At 71.0% G+C, this 16,116-nt stretch carries 17 protein-coding genes and 2 pseudogenes; 6 read left to right on the top strand and 13 right to left on the bottom strand.

Annotated features, from left to right (window positions below; all coding sequences use genetic code 11):
* Window positions 1-107 precede the first annotated feature (107 nt).
* The 6 genes and pseudogenes from AC0OLQ_RS25990 to AC0OLQ_RS25965 form a co-directional block, all read right to left on the bottom strand.
* On the bottom strand, window positions 108-269 hold the full coding sequence (locus AC0OLQ_RS25990) for an Imm1 family immunity protein (protein WP_484528461.1): 162 nt from the start codon (window positions 267-269) through the stop codon (window positions 108-110).
* Window positions 270-299: 30 nt separating this feature from the next.
* A complete protein-coding gene (locus AC0OLQ_RS25985; RefSeq protein WP_484528460.1) occupies window positions 300-1,043 on the bottom strand; it encodes a leucine-rich repeat domain-containing protein in 744 nt (247 codons plus the stop codon).
* A 30-nt stretch (window positions 1,044-1,073) separates the two neighbouring features.
* Window positions 1,074-1,586, bottom strand: coding sequence for a putative immunity protein (locus AC0OLQ_RS25980; RefSeq protein ID WP_357343765.1), 513 nt, complete (start codon window positions 1,584-1,586; stop codon window positions 1,074-1,076).
* 123 nt (window positions 1,587-1,709) lie between these two features.
* Window positions 1,710-2,237: a tetratricopeptide repeat protein gene (locus tag AC0OLQ_RS25975; protein ID WP_484528459.1), complete on the bottom strand. Its 528-nt coding sequence runs from the start codon at window positions 2,235-2,237 to the stop codon at window positions 1,710-1,712.
* 91 nt (window positions 2,238-2,328) lie between these two features.
* Window positions 2,329-3,306 carry a HEAT repeat domain-containing protein gene (locus AC0OLQ_RS25970; protein ID WP_484528458.1) on the bottom strand — a complete coding sequence of 326 codons (978 nt, stop codon included), beginning with the start codon at window positions 3,304-3,306 and terminating at the stop codon, window positions 2,329-2,331.
* A gap of 166 nt (window positions 3,307-3,472) precedes the next feature.
* Window positions 3,473-4,572 (bottom strand): annotated as a pseudogene (locus tag AC0OLQ_RS25965) (serine hydrolase domain-containing protein).
* Window positions 4,573-4,857: 285 nt separating this feature from the next.
* Here AC0OLQ_RS25965 and AC0OLQ_RS25960 point away from each other — a divergent pair.
* Window positions 4,858-5,739 (top strand): annotated as a pseudogene (locus tag AC0OLQ_RS25960) (fructosamine kinase family protein).
* 25 nt (window positions 5,740-5,764) lie between these two features.
* On the opposite strand, the gene AC0OLQ_RS25955 reads toward AC0OLQ_RS25960, so the two are convergent.
* The 4 genes from AC0OLQ_RS25955 to AC0OLQ_RS25940 form a co-directional block, all read right to left on the bottom strand.
* The gene (locus AC0OLQ_RS25955; protein ID WP_484528457.1) at window positions 5,765-6,373 is read right to left on the bottom strand and encodes a GNAT family N-acetyltransferase; all 609 of its coding nucleotides are present in this window, start codon (window positions 6,371-6,373) and stop codon (window positions 5,765-5,767) included.
* A 1-nt stretch (window position 6,374) separates the two neighbouring features.
* Window positions 6,375-7,001 carry a CGNR zinc finger domain-containing protein gene (locus tag AC0OLQ_RS25950; RefSeq protein WP_484528456.1) on the bottom strand — a complete coding sequence of 209 codons (627 nt, stop codon included), beginning with the start codon at window positions 6,999-7,001 and terminating at the stop codon, window positions 6,375-6,377.
* 75 nt (window positions 7,002-7,076) lie between these two features.
* Entirely contained in the window at window positions 7,077-7,607 is a 531-nt protein-coding gene (locus AC0OLQ_RS25945; RefSeq protein WP_484528455.1) for a hypothetical protein, read from the bottom strand.
* Between the two features lie 377 nt (window positions 7,608-7,984).
* Window positions 7,985-10,840, bottom strand: a complete 2,856-nt coding sequence (locus tag AC0OLQ_RS25940) for an aconitate hydratase (protein WP_484528454.1) — start codon at window positions 10,838-10,840, stop codon at window positions 7,985-7,987.
* A 155-nt stretch (window positions 10,841-10,995) separates the two neighbouring features.
* On the opposite strand from AC0OLQ_RS25940, the gene AC0OLQ_RS25935 reads away from it, so the two are divergent.
* A complete protein-coding gene (locus AC0OLQ_RS25935) occupies window positions 10,996-11,352 on the top strand; it encodes a VOC family protein (RefSeq protein ID WP_484528453.1) in 357 nt (118 codons plus the stop codon).
* A gap of 23 nt (window positions 11,353-11,375) precedes the next feature.
* Entirely contained in the window at window positions 11,376-12,032 is a 657-nt protein-coding gene (locus AC0OLQ_RS25930; protein WP_484528452.1) for a DedA family protein, read from the top strand.
* Window positions 12,033-12,102: 70 nt separating this feature from the next.
* Here the strand turns inward: AC0OLQ_RS25930 and AC0OLQ_RS25925 are convergent, their stop codons facing one another.
* Together AC0OLQ_RS25925 and AC0OLQ_RS25920 are read right to left on the bottom strand one after the other, a co-directional pair.
* The gene (locus AC0OLQ_RS25925) at window positions 12,103-12,753 is read right to left on the bottom strand and encodes a C39 family peptidase (RefSeq protein WP_484528451.1); all 651 of its coding nucleotides are present in this window, start codon (window positions 12,751-12,753) and stop codon (window positions 12,103-12,105) included.
* Window positions 12,754-13,630: 877 nt separating this feature from the next.
* Window positions 13,631-14,356 carry an alpha/beta hydrolase family protein gene (locus AC0OLQ_RS25920; RefSeq protein ID WP_484528450.1) on the bottom strand — a complete coding sequence of 242 codons (726 nt, stop codon included), beginning with the start codon at window positions 14,354-14,356 and terminating at the stop codon, window positions 13,631-13,633.
* A gap of 79 nt (window positions 14,357-14,435) precedes the next feature.
* Here AC0OLQ_RS25920 and AC0OLQ_RS25915 point away from each other — a divergent pair, with 79 nt between their 5' ends.
* Window positions 14,436-14,804, top strand: a complete 369-nt coding sequence (locus tag AC0OLQ_RS25915; RefSeq protein ID WP_484528449.1) for an ArsC/Spx/MgsR family protein — start codon at window positions 14,436-14,438, stop codon at window positions 14,802-14,804.
* Between the two features lie 15 nt (window positions 14,805-14,819).
* Here AC0OLQ_RS25915 and AC0OLQ_RS25910 read toward each other — a convergent pair whose 3' ends face one another.
* The gene (locus tag AC0OLQ_RS25910) at window positions 14,820-15,014 is read right to left on the bottom strand and encodes a hypothetical protein (protein WP_357346182.1); all 195 of its coding nucleotides are present in this window, start codon (window positions 15,012-15,014) and stop codon (window positions 14,820-14,822) included.
* On the opposite strand from AC0OLQ_RS25910, the gene AC0OLQ_RS25905 reads away from it, so the two are divergent.
* On the top strand, window positions 15,013-15,672 hold the full coding sequence (locus AC0OLQ_RS25905) for a hypothetical protein (protein ID WP_484528448.1): 660 nt from the start codon (window positions 15,013-15,015) through the stop codon (window positions 15,670-15,672). The two genes, AC0OLQ_RS25910 and AC0OLQ_RS25905, sit on opposite strands and share 2 nt — an antisense overlap.
* Window positions 15,673-15,712: 40 nt before the next feature.
* Window positions 15,713-16,102, top strand: coding sequence for a hypothetical protein (locus AC0OLQ_RS25900; protein ID WP_357346174.1), 390 nt, complete (start codon window positions 15,713-15,715; stop codon window positions 16,100-16,102).
* Window positions 16,103-16,116 lie beyond the last annotated feature (14 nt).

The following is a 16,116-nucleotide window of genomic DNA, read 5'->3' as shown; positions in this document are numbered from 1 at the left end:
GACCTCGTCGTCATGGATGGGCACGGCTGGCACGCTAATGCGGTCAGGCGGTGTGGTGCCAACCGATTAGGTCGGTGTGGATGTCGGCTTGCCACACCCGGCCTGACCTATGGCTGGTCGACCCATTGGACGTTGGTGGGTCGACGGCCGGTGCGGAGGAATTCGTGGGCTGCCCGGCGGGCCTGTCCTTCGGTGATTTCGAAGGGTTCGGCGCCTTCGACGGTGAACCACGGGTCGGAGAACGCGTCTTCGGCGTCGCCGGCTGTCATGCCGGGTGGGGCACCGGGCGGTACCGGTCCTCAGCTGAGCATCATCTCGTCCTCGGCCTCCCACACCAGCCCGGATCGGCCCCCAGCAAGGGTGACGTGCAAGGACCGGACGCCGTCCTCGCTGATCAGCGACAGGCCGCTGGACGGCATCCGGTCGAGGACGGCGTCGAGGTCGGCGGCGCCGGTCACGGTCGTGCGGGTGCCGTCGATCCACGCTTGCGCAGCTGCCTTCACGGGTTGCTCGCGAGCCATGGGGTCGCGCAGCCATTCCGGCACCACGGTCAGCCGGTTGCCGGTCAGATCGAGCCGAGCGAGTGCGGCCAGGGTGCCCAGTGACTCGGGCAGCACGGTGAGCCGGTTGTCGGTCAGATCCAACCGGGTCAACGCCGTCAGGTTGCCGAGCCATTCCGGCAGCACCGCCAGCTCGTTGTCGGTCAGGTCCAGCCAGGTGAGCGCCGCCAGGTTGCCCAGCGACTCAGGCAGCACCGACAGCCGGTTGCCGGAAAGGCCCAGCCAGGTCAGGGCGGTCAGGTTGCCCAGCGACTCCGGCAGAGCGGTGAGCCGGTTGTTGCCCAGGCCCAGCTCGGTGAGAGCGGTCAGGTCACCCAGCCATTCCGGTAGCGATGACAGCTGATTGCCGGCCAGGATCAGCCTGGTGAGGGCGGTCAGGCTGCCCAATGACTCCGGCAGGCTTCCCAACGAGCGCCCAGACAGATCCAGCGACGAGGCACCACTGCGCCGTGCCGCCTCGATCTGATCCTCGAGCCAGTCCATCTCGCTCCTACATCCTGGCGTCATCGACAGTCAGTCGAACACCGACCAGCAGATGTCGTTCCGCAACCGCTGGTCGTCGAGCACGAGCTCGCGAATCGCCTCCGGGAGCTGGTCACGCTGCCATCGGCACTCAAGTCGCCCTGCGGCCTCGCTCTCGCCTTTCGGCGCGGCTGCACGTGCGGCCTTGATCGCATAGGCGGCCGCACCGAGTTCGTGCGCGGCGACGTGGGCGACAACCCCTGCCTGGCCGGCGGCGTACGCGGCATGCCGTGCTGCCCCACGCAGGTCTCTGGCCGCGCCCATGGCATGGCCGCCCGCGGCGCGCGCCTGCATCATCGTGACCTCACCACGCACCCAGGCGCGGGCGTGCTCGATCGCTTCACGTGGTCGTGGGTCCTCAGGCTGAACCGACTCGAACAGGTGAAGGACGTGCTCGGCGCACGACGCCGCCCAGAGAGCGAGGAGGTGATGATTCGAATCAGTGAGGGTTCCACCGCGACGAAGCGTGATGAAGCGAGGGTCCCGAACCTTCGGGAGGATCATGCTGTGCCCTCCTTCTCCAAGGGACGGACATCTTCAACTGTCTCGTCGTTCGAGCTGGAGCAGGCCGTCGGGCGTCGTGCGCTCCGACCCGGGGTCGCCGGCCGTGTGCAGGGTAGCTGCTTCCTACTCGGGGCGGCCGTCGGCGAGCCACTGGGCGAGGCCGCGCAGCCCGACCGCCCACCGCCCGAGGTCGGTGACCTCCGCGTGCTCGGTGACGACGGTGAGCAACTCGGCCACCGCCTCGTCCGGCCGCTGGGCGTCGTTGAGGGTCAGGGCGCGGAAGACGCGTACGGAGTCGGAGTCGGGGAACTCCCTGCGGGCCCGGTCGAGCACCGCCAGCGACTCGTCCAGCTCGCCGAGCCACCGCAGGGTGCTGGCGTACTGGCACAGGCACCGGCGCAGGACGTCGCCGTCGAGGCCGAGGGCGAGCGCCCGCTCGTAGTAGCCGCGGGCGGTCTCCTCCTGGCCCGCGGTGTCGTAGGCGCCACCCACCTCGTACACGAGGACGGGGTGGTCAGGGTGTTCGGCGAGCAGCGCCTGGAAGTAGGCGATCGTCGGCGCCATGTTCGCCCGGTCGCGCTGGTCGTAGCCGCGCTGGATCGCCTCGGCCAGTTCGGGCGTCACGTCGGTCGTCACTGCGGTAGCCCCCATGCGTACCAGTTGAAGATCAACTCACCCTATCGCAGGCCCAACGAGCGCGCGCCGGGTCGGCCGCCGCGAATGTCACCAGTTCTGGCCGGTGTCATTCGGAGGCGCGCAGTGCCGCCGTCGCGGTCTCCCGCACGGTCGGATTTGTGTCGTCGGTCAGTTGGGCCAGCAGCGGACGTGCGGGCGGCCAGCGTCGCAGATTGGCGGCGAGGACATTCGCGACCGCAGCGCGGACCCACCAGTCCGGGTCGTCCGTCCTGGACTGCAGCGCGTCGAGCGACACGCCCAGCAGGCCGAGGCCGCGGGCCGCCCCGGCCCGCACCGACGCCTCGGAGTCGGCGAGCAGCTTCCGCAGGGCGGCGGCTGCGGCCGGGACGCGATCGGAGTTCGCGGCCCGGCGGCCGATCGCCTCGCCCAGCGCCGAACGGACGTACCAGACGGGATCGGAGGTCAGCGGAACCAGATGATCGACGACCGCCGGCGGGGCGGACCAGGCCAGCAGGAGCACGGCGTCGTGCCGGATCCAGGCGTCCGGATCCTGCAGGGCCGTGACGACGAGCTCATATGCCTGCGGGTTCTCGTCCACCCTCGGCAGTGAGTTGAGGGCGGTCCGCCGGATCGCCGGATCGGTGTCGCCCAGCGCCTCGCGCAGCGTCCCCATGTCGGGCGACTCGAACACATCGCGGAGCGCCCACAGCGCGGCTCTGCGCAAGTCGGGATCATCGGCGGCGAGCATCGGGAGGATGACGGCCCTGCAGCCGACCCGATCGGCTCGCATGGCAGCGCTCAACGCCATGCCCAGTCGTTCCCCGTCATCGTCGTCCTCGCCGCGCAGCGCGTCAGCGAAGACCCGCAGGAACAACGGGAACACCTCGGCCCCGGACAGCCCGGCCAGGACGTGCGCCATCAGGTCCCGGCCGTACCAGTTGCGCTCGCGGGCGTAGCGTTCCAGCGCGGCCTGCACGGACGGTGCCGCCGCGCGATCACCGCTCGCAGCCAGCTCCCGCACGAGCGGCCACGGATCATCATCCAGCGTGCCGTCGGCGTACCGGAACAGGTCGGTCAGTGTCACCGGGACCTCCTACCCAAAGGTGAGGCGTAGACCGGATCTGTCTCCCGACGGTCCAACGCCCGCATGGCGGGGGCAGCGTATCCCCGTCGTCACCGGTCACTGGACCGGTCTCCGGGCGGCGCGTGCGGACACCGCCGCCTGACCTGGCGGTCTCCGGCGCGCGCGGTCAATCGTCGATCGCCTGGTAGACAGCGGTCCAGAAGTCCTGTGACCTCGGCAGCCTCTGGTCGCCCGCGTGCGCCCGCTGCATGATCAGGATCGTCGCCATGTCCCCGGCGGGATCGTTGTACCAGGCGGTGCCGTAGAAGCCGGGCCAACCGTAGCTCCCGATTGAGGGGCCCAGGTGCGTGCGGCGGGTGCGGACCGACATCCCGAAACCCCAGCCCATGGCGTCGAAGTACCCCGGCCAGAATCCGGAGACCGCCTTCTGCGCCGGGGTCAGGTGGTCGCTGGTCATCAGCAGCACCGAGGGCCGCGAGAGCACCCGCTCGCCCTGGTGGATACCGCCCGCGAGCAGAGCCGAGGCGAAGGCGAGATAGTCGTGGGCGGTCGACACGAGCCCGCCGCCACCTGATTCGAACGCCGGCCGGCGGCTCCACCGCCCGTCGGGGGCGTCTTCGACGACCGGCTCACCGGTGGCGGCATTGTCGCGCTCGTACGCCGTCGCCAGCCGGCCGAGGCTCTCAGCGCCCACGCTGAAGCCGGTGTCCTTCATCCCGAGCGGATCGCAGATCCGCTCGCGCAGAGCATCCCCGAAGGACATGCCAGTGGCCCGGGCGATGAGCACACCCGTCACGTCGGCGGCGGTGTCGTACATCCAGCGCTCACCCGGCTGGGGACGAGCGGAAGCGCGCCCAGCCGGTGCATCCACTCGTCCGGCGCCGACTGGCCGAGTGCGTTCAGCGCGTCGGAGATCGGGAACGTGCCCGGCTCGGCAAGGACCATGCCGGTGCCGAGGGTGAAGGTCAGCAGGTCCCGCAGCGTGATCGGGCGTCTCGCCGCAACAATGTTGTCCAGTGGCCCGTCGGGATCGGCGAGCACGGTCATGTCCGCCAGCTCCGGAAGCAGGTCGTCGACCGGGTCATCCATGCGGAGGGTGAGGTCCTCGACGAGCGTCATCGCGCACGCGGCGACGATCGGCTTCGTCATCGAGCCCATACGACAGATCGTGTCCCCTGCCATCGGCGTCTCCGACCCCGCGCCCTCGAACGCGAGATGCCCCGCTGCTTCGACCCGCACGTCGCCGTGGCGGGCGAGGACGGCCACCACACCCGGGACGAAGCCGGAGTCGACGTGACGCTCGAGCAGCTCTCGCAACCGAGCCAGACGTTTCGACGAGAAGCCACCAGCAGCCACCTGTCTCCTCCTCGTCTCGGCCGTTCGCAAGTTACACGTTGCGCGACCACCACACGTCCCCGAGGAAGAGGCTCCGTCCGAGCAGTACCGCTCATCGGCACGAGGGTGCGCTCGGCCCGGAGGTCGATCCTGCGGAGGCTGGTGTTCACATAAGATCTTGCGAACAAGCGCCCCGGACAGGAGGAGCCCGTCGTGATGCGGTCAACGGCGTTCCTGCTGGAGTGTCTGCACCGCGCCGGGATGCGCGATGCCGTCACGGTGGAGCCGGCGACGGGTGGGGTCGCGGCGCTCGCGGGCATCGCCACCCGCCAGGACGCGCCGTCGGTGTTCGTCAAGGCCTTCGCCGACCCGCCGGCCGACGACGTCTTCCTCGCGGAGGCCGAAGGGCTGGCCGCCCTCCGCGAGCTCGGCGGCGTGGCGACACCCGAGGTGATCCTGGCGGACCGGGAACTGATGGTGTTGTCGGTGCTGCGGCCCAGGCCGCGCAGCGAGACCTTCTGGGAGCAGTTCGCGCACGCGCTCGCCCGCCTGCACCTGAGCACGACCCATCCCCGCTTCGGGTGGCACCGCGACAACTGGCTGGGCCGCCGCCGGCAGGTCAACACCTGGAATGACGACGGCTTTGCCTTCTTCGCACAGCACCGGCTGCTGCGGTGGCTCGGGCAGCCCCGCGTCGAGGCGGCACTCGACCGCGGAGACCGGGCGGCGCTGGAGCGGCTGTGTCACCGGCTGCCCGAGCTGCTGCCCGACCGGCCGGCATGCCTTACGCACGGCGACCTGTAGGCACAGAACGTCCTGGCCACCCCGGACGGGCAGCCCGCGCTGATCGACCCGGCCGTGTCCTACATGTGGGCCGAGGTCGACCTCGCCCATGTGTGGTCCACCTCGCCCCCGCCCGAGGCGCAACGGTTCTTCGAGGTCTATGCGGAGCTGACCGTTCTCGATGACGACTGGCGGGCCCGGATGCCGATCGTTCAGCTGCGGCAACACCTCGCCGTGCTGGCCCAGTTCGACGACGACTGGGGCGCGGGCGAACAGGTCCGCGCCACCCTTGCCCCGTTCCGGACGCGAACCTGAGCAGCGGCCCGATCGCCGTCTGCGGTCAGCGTTGCTTTCCGTCGGTGAGTGAGCGTCGGACGGTGGGGCGTCCCCGTCGCCGGCCGACTTCGGTGAAGCCGGCTCGTAGGAACAGGTTGAGGGTGCCGGGGAACAGGTCGGCGGCGGGGTGATTGTTCGTCGCCGCGATGGGATACGCCTCCACGTGCCGCGCCCCGGCCGCCTCGGCGGCTGCGATGACGGCGTCGAGCAGGACGCTCGCCAGGCCTTGACCGCGTCTGTCCAGGCGTACGTAGAAGCAGGTGATCGCCCAGTCGCCGGGCCTGCTCTGATCGCGGACCACGATGGGGGAACGGTCGAGTCGGGTGAACTCGGTGCGGGGGGCGGCAGCGACCCAGCCGACCGGCTCGTCGTTGTCGTAGGCGAGTAGTCCCGCGGCCGGGTGCTCGCTGGCGCGTTGCGCCATGAGCCGGCGGCGGGCATCGGGCGTGGACGCGGTGAAATCCCGGGCGGACAGCCGCCACCACATGCACCAGCAGCCCGCCTGGGCGCCACGCGGTCCGAAGAGCCGCTCCAGGTCGGGCCACCGGTCCGCGTCGAGTGGGCGGACGATGACATCGTTCCCGGTAGCGGGCTGGCGCGGTCGAGGCGCCATGTCAGTCCTGGCCCGTCAGGGGCTCGTCGCTTCGGGACTGCCGGCGGCGTTCCCGGTGGCGGGTCACCTTCTGCCGGTTGCCGCAGACACCCATGGCACACCAGGTGGCGGAGTGGTTGCGTGACGTGTCGTAGAAGACCCAGGCGCAGTCATCCGCCCGGCAGATCTTCAGCCGTTCCCACGTTCCGGCTCCCTGGGCCTGCTGGATCGATGTCATCAGCTGGCCGATGAACCAGTCGCAGTCCGTGCCGGCGGGCACGACCTGGAGCCGTCCATCCGGGTCCACGCGTAGCGCGACGGGGACGGACTGCGCAGTCTCTGACAGCGTGCGGGCGGCTTCGGCACGCTCGGCTTCGCCGGTTCCGACGCGGATCAGTGCGCGCAGCGCCGCGCGTACTCCCAGGAGCCGGTCAACGTCGCTTTTGGAGATCACCCAGCCGTCATCGAGCCGCCGACGGGTGTCCGGACCCATTTCGCCGGCGAGGAACCGCGTTGCCGCGGCAGGGTCGGCCAGTTCGTCGGTGCCTCGCTCGACGTGCACCGAGTTGAGGAAATCCTGCACCCGAGCCAGCGGCTCCGGCGCCCGCGCAGGTGCCGCGCGCGTCTGACCTGCGGTCAACTCGATCACCCTCCGCTTGACACCGGCTAATTCCGATGACAGGTTACACGTCGACGCGCGTAACCTGCGTCTGACTTACGCTAGTTACAGTAGGGTGCTCGTGGAGAATCGATCAGCACCGACCTCGGCCGCCGACCAGGCGCCCCCATCAGCGTCGGCGCCGGTTGGTCGCGACCCGGGTAAAACCGCAGCCACCAGCAGGCGTGGTACGCCGTCCACCCTGTTGCGGGATCGCGACTTCCGCCGGTTCTGGTCCGGGCAGACCATCTCCGTCGTCGGCGCCCAGATCACGGCTTTCACCATCCCGCTCTTCGCCGTTACCCAGCTGGGCGCCGACGCCTCCGACGTTGCGCTGCTGCGCGTGTTGGAAACGATCCGCTTCGTTGTCCTGGCCCTGCCGGTGGGAGCCTCGGCAGCGTCGGCGCCGTCCTCGGCGCGGCGCTGGCACCCCATGCGGTGCGTGCCGTCGGTTTCGGGCCGGCCTTCACCGCCGGAACGGCGGTCGGCTGCGCCGCCCCACTCCTCGTACCACTTGCCGGAACGGCACCCCAGCTCGCCGGCCCGCTGATCGCCATGTCGCACTTCCTCGCCGGAGCCGGCGTCGATATCCGTCATCGGGTCCGTCACGCTGCGTCAGTCGGTCACCCCGCCACGCCTGCTTGCCCGCGTCAACGCCGTCATGCGGCTGGCCAGCTACAGCGCCCTGCCAATAGGCTCTGCCGCCGCCGGCGTGCTCTCCGAAGCCACCACCGTCCGAACAGGACTCTTCATCGGCGCCGTCGGCCTTGCACTCCCCGTGCTCATCCTCCTGCTCTCACCCATACCCCGACTGCGCGACTCCTTCGATGCCGGCCCACCCCACGCACGTGAGACGCCGACGGCGCGTTCGCGTGATCCGTGAGATTCCCGATCCGCACCCGCCCGCGGGGCCGGAAACGCCGAAGGACCCCTCCCCGCGCTCGCGGGAAGGGGCCCTTCGTTCGGGTACGGCGTCAGCCGGCGATCATGCGACGCAGCACGTACTGCAGGATGCCGCCGTGCCGGTAGTAGTCGGCCTCACCGGGGGTGTCGATGCGGACCACGGCGTCGAACTCCACGCCGGTGTCCGTGGTGACCTTGACGGTGCGCGGGGTGTCGCCCTCGTTGATCGCGGTGACGCCGCTGATCGAGAAGGTCTCCGTGCCGGTCAGGCCCAGCGACTCGGCGGTGGTGTCGACCGGGAACTGCAGCGGCAGGACGCCCATGCCGATCAGGTTCGAGCGGTGGATCCGCTCGTACGACTCGGCGATGACCGCCCGCACCCCGAGCAGCATGGTGCCCTTGGCCGCCCAGTCGCGGGACGAGCCGGAGCCGTACTCCTTGCCGGCCAGGATGACCAGCGGAACGCCCGCCTCCTGGTACGCCATCGAGGCGTCGTAGATCGAGGTCTGCTCGCCGGTCAGGTGGTTGACCGTGAAGCCGCCCTCGACGCCCGGGACCAGCTGGTTGCGCAGCCGGATGTTGGCGAAGGTGCCCCGGATCATCACCTCGTGGTTGCCCCGGCGGGAGCCGTACGAGTTGAACTCGTGCCGCGCCACGCCGTGCTCGGCGAGGTACTTGCCGGCGGGGGAGTCCGCCTTGATCGAGCCGGCCGGGGAGATGTGGTCGGTGGTCACCGAGTCGCCCAGCTTGGCCAGCACCCGGGCGCCGGCGATGTCCTGCACCGGCTTCGGGTCGCGCTCCATGCCCTCGAAGTACGGGGGCTTGCGCACGTAGGTCGACTCGCCGTCCCAGGCGAAGGTGTCGCCCGTCGGGGTCGGCAGCGACTGCCAGCGCTCGTCACCGGCGAACACGTCGGCGTACGCGGCGCTGAAGCCGGTGGCGCCGATCGCCGAGGCGATGACGTCCTGGATCTCGGCGCTGTTCGGCCAGATGTCCCGCAGGAACACCGGGTTGCCCTGGGCGTCCTCACCGAGCGGCTCGTTGGCCAGGTCGATGTCCATGGTGCCGGCGAGCGCGTACGCGACCACCAGCGGCGGGGACGCCAGGTAGTTCATCTTGACGTCCGGGTTGATCCGGCCCTCGAAGTTGCGGTTGCCGGAGAGCACCGAGACGACGGCCAGGTCGCCCTCGTTGACCGCGGCGGAGACCTCCTCGGGCAGCGGGCCGGAGTTTCCGATGCAGGTGGTGCAGCCGTAGCCGACCAGGTTGAAGCCGAGCTTGTCCAGGTAGGGCGTGAGGCCGGCGCGGTCGTAGTAGTCCATGACGACCTTGGAGCCCGGGGCCAGGGTGGTCTTCACCCACGGCTTGCGGGCCAGTCCCTTGTCCACCGCGTTCCGGGCCAGCAGCGCGGCGCCGATCATGACCTGCGGGTTCGAGGTGTTGGTGCAGGAGGTGATCGCGGCGATGACCACGGCGCCGTGGTCCAGCTCGTACTCGACGCCGTCGGCCCCGGTCACCCGGACCGGGTTGGTGGCGCGGCCGCCGGCGCCCGCCGCGGCGGTCTCCAGGTCGCGCGGCTCGTCGGCCGGGTCGCTGAACTCGTTGGCCGGCGGGTCGCTGGCCGGGAAGGACTCGGCGCTGGCCTCGTCGGCCGGGCCGGCGGCGCCGGTCGGGAGCTTCTCGCGCTCCACGCTCGGCTTGAGGTCGCGCTCGCCGGCCGCCTGGCCCTCGGCGACGTAGTCGGTCAGCGCCGAGCGGAACAGCGTCTTGGCGCTGCCCAGCGGCACCCGGTCCTGCGGGCGCCGCGGGCCGGCCAGCGACGGCTCGATGGTGCCGAGGTCCAGCTCCAGCCGCTCCGAGTACTCCGGCTCGCGGTCCGGGTCGTGCCAGAGGCCCTGCTCCTTGGCGTACGCCTCGACCAGCGCGACCTGCTGCGGGTCGCGGCCGGTCAGCTCCAGGTAGCGGACGGTCTCGGCGTCGATCGGGAAGATCGCGACGGTGGAGCCGTACTCCGGGGACATGTTGCCGATGGTGGCCCGGTTGGCCAGCGGCACCGCGCTCACGCCGGGGCCATAGAACTCGACGAACTTGCCGACCACGCCGTGCTTGCGCAGCATCTCGGTGATGGTGAGCACCAGGTCGGTGGCGGTGGTGCCGGCCGGCATCTCGCCGGAGAGCTTGAAGCCGACGACCCGCGGGATCAGCATGCTGACCGGCTGGCCGAGCATCGCGGCCTCGGCCTCGATGCCGCCCACGCCCCAGCCGAGCACGCCCAGGCCGTTGACCATCGTGGTGTGGGAGTCGGTGCCGACCACGGTGTCCGGGTACGCCTGGCCGTTGCGCTCCATGACCGTGCGGGCCAGGTACTCGATGTTGACCTGGTGCACGATGCCGGTGCCCGGCGGGACGACCTTGAACTCGTTGAACGCGGTCTGGCCCCAGCGCAGGAACTGGTAGCGCTCCTTGTTGCGCTCGTACTCCAGCTCGACGTTGCGCTGGAAGGCGTCCTCGCGGCCGAACAGGTCGGCGATGACCGAGTGGTCGATGACCAGCTCGGCGGGGGCGAGCGGGTTCACCTTGGTGGCGTCGCCGCCGAGGTCGCGGACGGCCTCACGCATGGTGGCCAGGTCGACGACGCAGGGCACGCCGGTGAAGTCCTGCATCAGCACCCGGGCCGGGGTGAACTGGATCTCCACGCTCGGGTCGGCGGTGGGGTCCCAGCCGCCGAGCTGCTGGATGTGGTCGGCGGTGATGTTCGCGCCGTCCTCGGTCCGCAGCAGGTTCTCCAGCAGGATCTTCAGGCTGTAGGGCAGTCGGTCGTGGCCCTCCACCTTGTCGATCCTGAAAATCTCGTAGCTCGCGTCACCGACGCGTAGCTGGGTCTTCGCACCGAAGGTGTCGAGGCTCGCCACGTCGTACTCCTTCACACCAGCGACCTGAGTAGTCCTGAGCAGTTTGTCGCACCGGCCGGGGTGCTGCCGTGGTTAGGCAACACTTACCCGCGTCGGTCTCAACAAAACCGTACGTCCGTCTTGCTATTCGCGCAACCTCGTGCCAGGGTTCGGGACGAGGAGGTACCGCCATGATCCATCACGTCCTGCTCGCCTGCCCACGTGGCTCCGAGGACACATCGCGGGCGTTCTACGGCGGCCTGCTCGGCCTGGTCGAGAAGCCCAAACCGCCGGCCCTCGCCGCCCGCGGTGGTTGCTGGTTCACCGGGTACGGCGTGGAGCTGCACCTCGGCGTCGAGGACGACTTCCGGGCCGCCCGCAAGGCGCACCCCGCGCTGCTCCGCCCCGACCTGGACGAGCTGGCCGCCCGGCTCGACGCCGCCGGCCACCCCGTGACCTGGGACGACGACGAGATTCCCGGCATGAGGCGGTTCCACACGTACGACCCGCACGGCAACCGCCTGGAGTTCCTCGCACCCGTCGACTGAGCTTCCGCGGGTAGGGTTCGGGCGTGGTCGACGTACAGCACTGGCTCTCCGCGCTGCCCCCCGGCGTGGTGTACCTGATCGTCGCCGGGGTGATCGGCGTGGAGAGCATGGGCATCCCGCTTCCCGGCGAGATCGTGCTGGTCAGCTCCGCCCTGCTCGCCGCCACCGGGGTGGTCGAACCCGAGTGGGTGGCCACCGCCGCCGCGGCCGGAGCCATCATCGGCGACTCCATCGGGTACGCCGTGGGCCGGCGCGGCGGCCGGCCACTGCTCGAACGGCTGGGCCGGCGTTTCCCGAAGCACCTCGGCGAGGCGCAGCTCGCCCGCGCCGAACAGAGCTTCGCCCGGCACGGTGTCTGGGCGGTCTTCTTCGGGCGGTTCGTCGCCCTGCTCCGCATCCTCGCCGGCCCGCTGGCCGGGGCGCTGCACGTGCCGTACCGCCGGTTCCTGCTGGCCAACGCGGCCGGCGGCCTGGTCTGGGCGTTCGGCACCACGTACCTGCTCTTCTCCGTGGGCCGGGCGGCCGAGCACTGGCTCAAGGACATCTCCTGGGCCGGGCTGGTCCTCGCGGTCCTCGCCGGCCTGGCCAGCACCTGGTGGCTGCGCCGCCGCGCCCGGCGACTGGAGTCGGTCGAGGCGGCCGCCGAGGCCGACGAGCCGGTGCACGCCGGCGACCGCTGACGCCAGACGCCGAAAGGGCCCGACCCCTGGTGGGGTCGGGCCCTTTCGTGTTGCTTGCTGTGCTGGTTCGTCAGGAGGTGCTGTAGCCGCGGGTGGCGATCCAGTCGGCGAGGTTGTCCACGCTCATCCGGTAGGAGGCCATGTTCGGGTCGGCGGAGTCGGCGATGGTCACGGTGTGGCCGTTGTCGCGGTAGCCGATGACGCTGATGTAGTGGCCGCCTTCGAAGGAGTGGGTGTTGCCGTCGGTGTCGGTGGCGGTGCCGGCGATGTTGGCGACGATCGCGCGGCCGTCGTCGACGGTGCGGACGATGTCAGCTCGCAGGGTGTCGGTCTGCTTGTCGTCGGCCTTGCCGTCCCGGATCTCGACGGACCGGTAGTGCTTGCCGGTCTCCTTGTTCAGGACGGGGGTGATGTCGTTGATGCTGTTGGTGCCCGCCTCGGTGGTGCCCATTTCCTTGGCCATGGCGTCGACGTCGATGTTCTTGCCGAGCACGCTGATGGCGTTACGGGCGGCGGCGGGGCCGCAGTAGTAGAAGTTCGGCTGGGCCTCGTAGCGGACGTCCAGCTCCCGCTCGCCGTGACCCTTACGGTCGGTGCTGACCTGGGCGGCCTTCTCGGCGGGGGTGGCCTGGGCGGCGATGGCCGGGCCGGCGATGCCGACGGTGGTCGCGGCGATGCCGGCGGCGGTCAGAACGGTGTTACGCAGCAGATCGGTACGCATGATGAGTGCCTCTCTGTCGGGGGTGAGCAGCACCCGCAAAGGGGTGCGCGTGCGGCTGGAAAGTCTTGGGCCCGGCGATCAGGGGTGACCTGCTCGGGCGGTCCGGGGGGTGTAACCGTCGGCGGCGGGGAAGCGATTCCCACGGCCAGGTTCCGACGTCTCGGGGGGATGTAACGACCGGGGGCCGGGGGTGATTCCCTGGCTCACCGGCTCGGACCGGTGGTGCGCGGTCCGGGGGATGTAACGGCCGGGGCCTGGAGGTCATTCCCTCGGCCGGCCCGGTGGACCCGGTAGTGCGGGGTCCGGGGATGTAACGACCGGGTGGGGGCCGGCCATTCCGAACGGAGCCGCCTCACCCTCGCAAGCGGCGGGGTGCTGCGCGATCTGCCATGTTCAACGACCCCGCCCCCGGCATGATTCCGCCTCGACGATGGCGCCGACCACCCGACACCACCGGCCGAAACCAGACACCAACCCCAGCACCGGCCACCACGAACCCGACATCCGCCCCAGCCGCACGGGCCGTGCTAACCCGGGCGCATCCAACGGATCCCAGGCCGGCCAGTCCGGGCACCACGAACGCGCCGGCGCTGGGAGAGTGCCGCCAACCCCACAAACCGGACAGCCGGGTGCTTTGGCGCTCATCGAGCCCCAAACCGCACGTCGCCCGGTGACGGACAACCGGATCTTGGGCACTTTCCGTTCGCAGCGAACGGAAACTGTCCAAGATTCAACCGGAGACCGTCGTCCAGCGGCCGCCCCTGGCCGAAAGGCATCGGGCTGGGGCTCGGGGGAGGCGTCGGGGCGCGTGGGTGGAACGCCATGTAGGTCACCGGTGCGCGGAGACCTACATGGTGTTCCACCGGGGGCCGTGGGGTCAGGCGGCGGTGAGGAGGGTGAGGAGGGCGTCGCGGGCGGTGCGGACGGCGGTGCGGGACTCCTCGGTGTGGTCCAGGGCGTCGAAGCCGTGCCGACCCTCCGGTACCGCCACGATCCGAACCGGCGTCCCCCGACGCGCCGCTGCGGCGGTGAACGCCTCGCTGGTGGCGGCGATCTCCGGGCGTTCCCGGCCGGCCAGGGTGAGCACGAGCGGCGGCGGATCGCCGGCCTGGTCGAGTGCGTCGATTGGGTGGAATCGCGGGTCGACCGGCCACCCAGGCAGGGTCGCGAGCAGCGGGTACGTCGCGGCGAGGCCGCGCAGCCACGGGGGCGGGTCGCGCAGCCAGTCGGCCAGCAGCAGGCCGCTGCCGGAGAAGAACCAGAGCGCCAGCCGGTCCGGGTCGACGCGGGGGTCGGCCCGCAGCAGGTCGGCCGTGCCGGCGAGGTGTGCGGCGGCGGCCGGCAGGTCGCCGGGGGTGTGCAGGGGGAGTCGGGGCATGGCGGCGAGTACGCCCTGCTCGGCGAGGAGGGCGCCGTAGCCCTGGTAGAGCAGCCACTCCCGGGGATCCGGGGCGCCGGGTGGCAGTGGGCCGCCGTGCACCAGGACGACCGCGGGCCGGGGGCCGTCGCCCGCCGGCAGGTAGAGGTCCACGTCGCCGTGCCGCTCGACCGGGGCCGGCGGCGGGTCGAGAACAAACTGTGTCTCCCAGAAACTGTTTTGCATGTGGCTCATCGTAGGTGAGGCCGCCCGGTCTTCGCTGCCCCGTCAGGGCCTCCACTGTGGGCGTGCCACCATGTCGGGCATGGAGATCTGGAACAACCCGTCCTGCTCGAAGTGCGCCACCGCCCGGGCTTCCCTGGACGAGGCCCGGGTGCCCTACCGGCTGCGGGCCTACCTGACGGAGCCGCCGAGCGCGGAGGAGTTGACCGAGGTGCTGCGCCGGCTGGACGCCCGGGCCTGGGAGATCTGCCGCACCGGCGAGCCGGCCGCCGCCGCGCTGGGCATGGCGGACTGGCCCCGCGACGACGCGACGGAGCCGCGCTGGATCGCCGCGATGGTCGCGCACCCCGAGCTCATCCAGCGCCCGATCCTGCTGCTGGACGACGGCAGCGCGCTGGTCGGTCGTACCCCCGAGGCCCTGGACGAAGCGGTGCGCCGCGCCGACCGGTGAGCGCGCGGCGGTGGGTCAGGAGGGGCGGTCGCCGGCCTTCGCGTGCCGCTCGCGCAGCCGGTCCCGGATCTCCTCCGGGGTGTACGCCCGGCGCCGCCGCTCGGCCCGGGCCACCACCACGCCGGTCGCCGCGACCCCGGCGAGGCCGGCCAGTCCGAGCAGTTTCCACCACCGCATCCGTTGCCGCTTCGGCATAGGGTAGTCCTCCATGAGCATCAGCCTGGACGAGGCGGTGGAGCTGACCCGGACCGGCGACCTCTGGGTCTTCCGCGGGCGCAGCGTGCCGGACCGCGCCATCCAGCTCACTACGAACAGCCCAGTCAACCACGTGGGCATGGCGGTGGTGCTCGACGACATGCCGCCTCTGATGTGGCACGCCGAGTTGGGCCGCTCCCTGCCGGACATGTGGACCGGCGCCCACCAGCGCGGCGTGCAACTGCACGACCTGCGGGACGCGGTCTGCGTCTGGGCCAACCGCTACGGACAGCGGGCGTGGCTGCGCCAGCTCGAACCGTCGGCGGACACGGCGATGGAGGAGGCGGTGCTGCGGACCGTGGCTCGCCTCGACGGCACCCCGTTCCCGTCCACCGCGCAGCTCGCCTGGCGCTGGGCCCGCGGCCGGGTGCCGAACCTGCGCCTCGGCCTCTCCATGGACGACGGTGGCGGCGTGCCGGTCCGCGACCGGGCGCTGGAGACCGCGTACTGCGCGGAGGTGGTGGCGGTGACCTACGAGGCGATGGGGTTGCTGCCCGCCGGCCGCCGGCCCAACTGGTACGACCCGGGCCGGTTCTGGAGCGGCGACGACCTCGACCTCACGGGCGGCGCCCAGCTCGGGGCGGAGATCGAGGTGAGCATCCCGCCCCGCTGACCAGGTTTGCCGCGCCCGCCGTCCGGTAATGGAGAGCGGTGTGACGGCTTCCACGGACCTCGACACGCTCACCGACTTCTTTGACCGGTACGGCGTGGCGCTGACCACCGCCGACGTGCCCGCCATCGCCGGCTGCTACGCGCTGCCGGGGCTGGTGGTCGCCGACACCTACAGCTTCTCGTTCACCTCGCCGGCGGCCGTGGCGCTCAGCTTCGTCGGCGCGGCCCCCGACTACCAGGAGCGGGAACTGGTCGCGGCCAACGCGCAGATCGAGGACGTGCAGCAGGTCTCCGCGCTGCTCACCGAGGTGGCGGTGCGCTGGGAGTTCCTGGACAGCCAGGGCCGGGCGGTGCCCGGCGAGCGCTACCGCTACCTGCTCCGGGCCACCGACGACGGCCCGGCCATCTGCACCGTCATCCGCACCGCCTGACGGCGGTCGCCGCG

Source organism: Micromonospora sp. Utrum1 (assembly GCF_057197805.1).
This window is presented reverse-complemented; position numbering and strand designations above follow the sequence as displayed.

Coding starts and splice junctions, on each gene's coding strand:
- AC0OLQ_RS25990 (WP_484528461.1), bottom strand. CDS start 269: ATGACAGCCGGCGACGCCGAAGACGCGTTCTCCGACCCGTGGTTCACC.
- AC0OLQ_RS25985 (WP_484528460.1), bottom strand. CDS start 1,043: ATGGACTGGCTCGAGGATCAGATCGAGGCGGCACGGCGCAGTGGTGCC.
- AC0OLQ_RS25980 (WP_357343765.1), bottom strand. CDS start 1,586: ATGATCCTCCCGAAGGTTCGGGACCCTCGCTTCATCACGCTTCGTCGC.
- AC0OLQ_RS25975 (WP_484528459.1), bottom strand. CDS start 2,237: ATGGGGGCTACCGCAGTGACGACCGACGTGACGCCCGAACTGGCCGAG.
- AC0OLQ_RS25955 (WP_484528457.1), bottom strand. CDS start 6,373: ATGGCGCCTCGACCGCGCCAGCCCGCTACCGGGAACGATGTCATCGTC.
- AC0OLQ_RS25945 (WP_484528455.1), bottom strand. CDS start 7,607: ATGACGGATATCGACGCCGGCTCCGGCGAGGAAGTGCGACATGGCGAT.
- AC0OLQ_RS25935 (WP_484528453.1), top strand. CDS start 10,996: ATGATCCATCACGTCCTGCTCGCCTGCCCACGTGGCTCCGAGGACACA.
- AC0OLQ_RS25925 (WP_484528451.1), bottom strand. CDS start 12,753: ATGCGTACCGATCTGCTGCGTAACACCGTTCTGACCGCCGCCGGCATC.
- AC0OLQ_RS25920 (WP_484528450.1), bottom strand. CDS start 14,356: ATGCAAAACAGTTTCTGGGAGACACAGTTTGTTCTCGACCCGCCGCCG.
- AC0OLQ_RS25915 (WP_484528449.1), top strand. CDS start 14,436: ATGGAGATCTGGAACAACCCGTCCTGCTCGAAGTGCGCCACCGCCCGG.
- AC0OLQ_RS25905 (WP_484528448.1), top strand. CDS start 15,013: ATGAGCATCAGCCTGGACGAGGCGGTGGAGCTGACCCGGACCGGCGAC.
- AC0OLQ_RS25910 (WP_357346182.1), bottom strand. CDS start 15,014: ATGGAGGACTACCCTATGCCGAAGCGGCAACGGATGCGGTGGTGGAAA.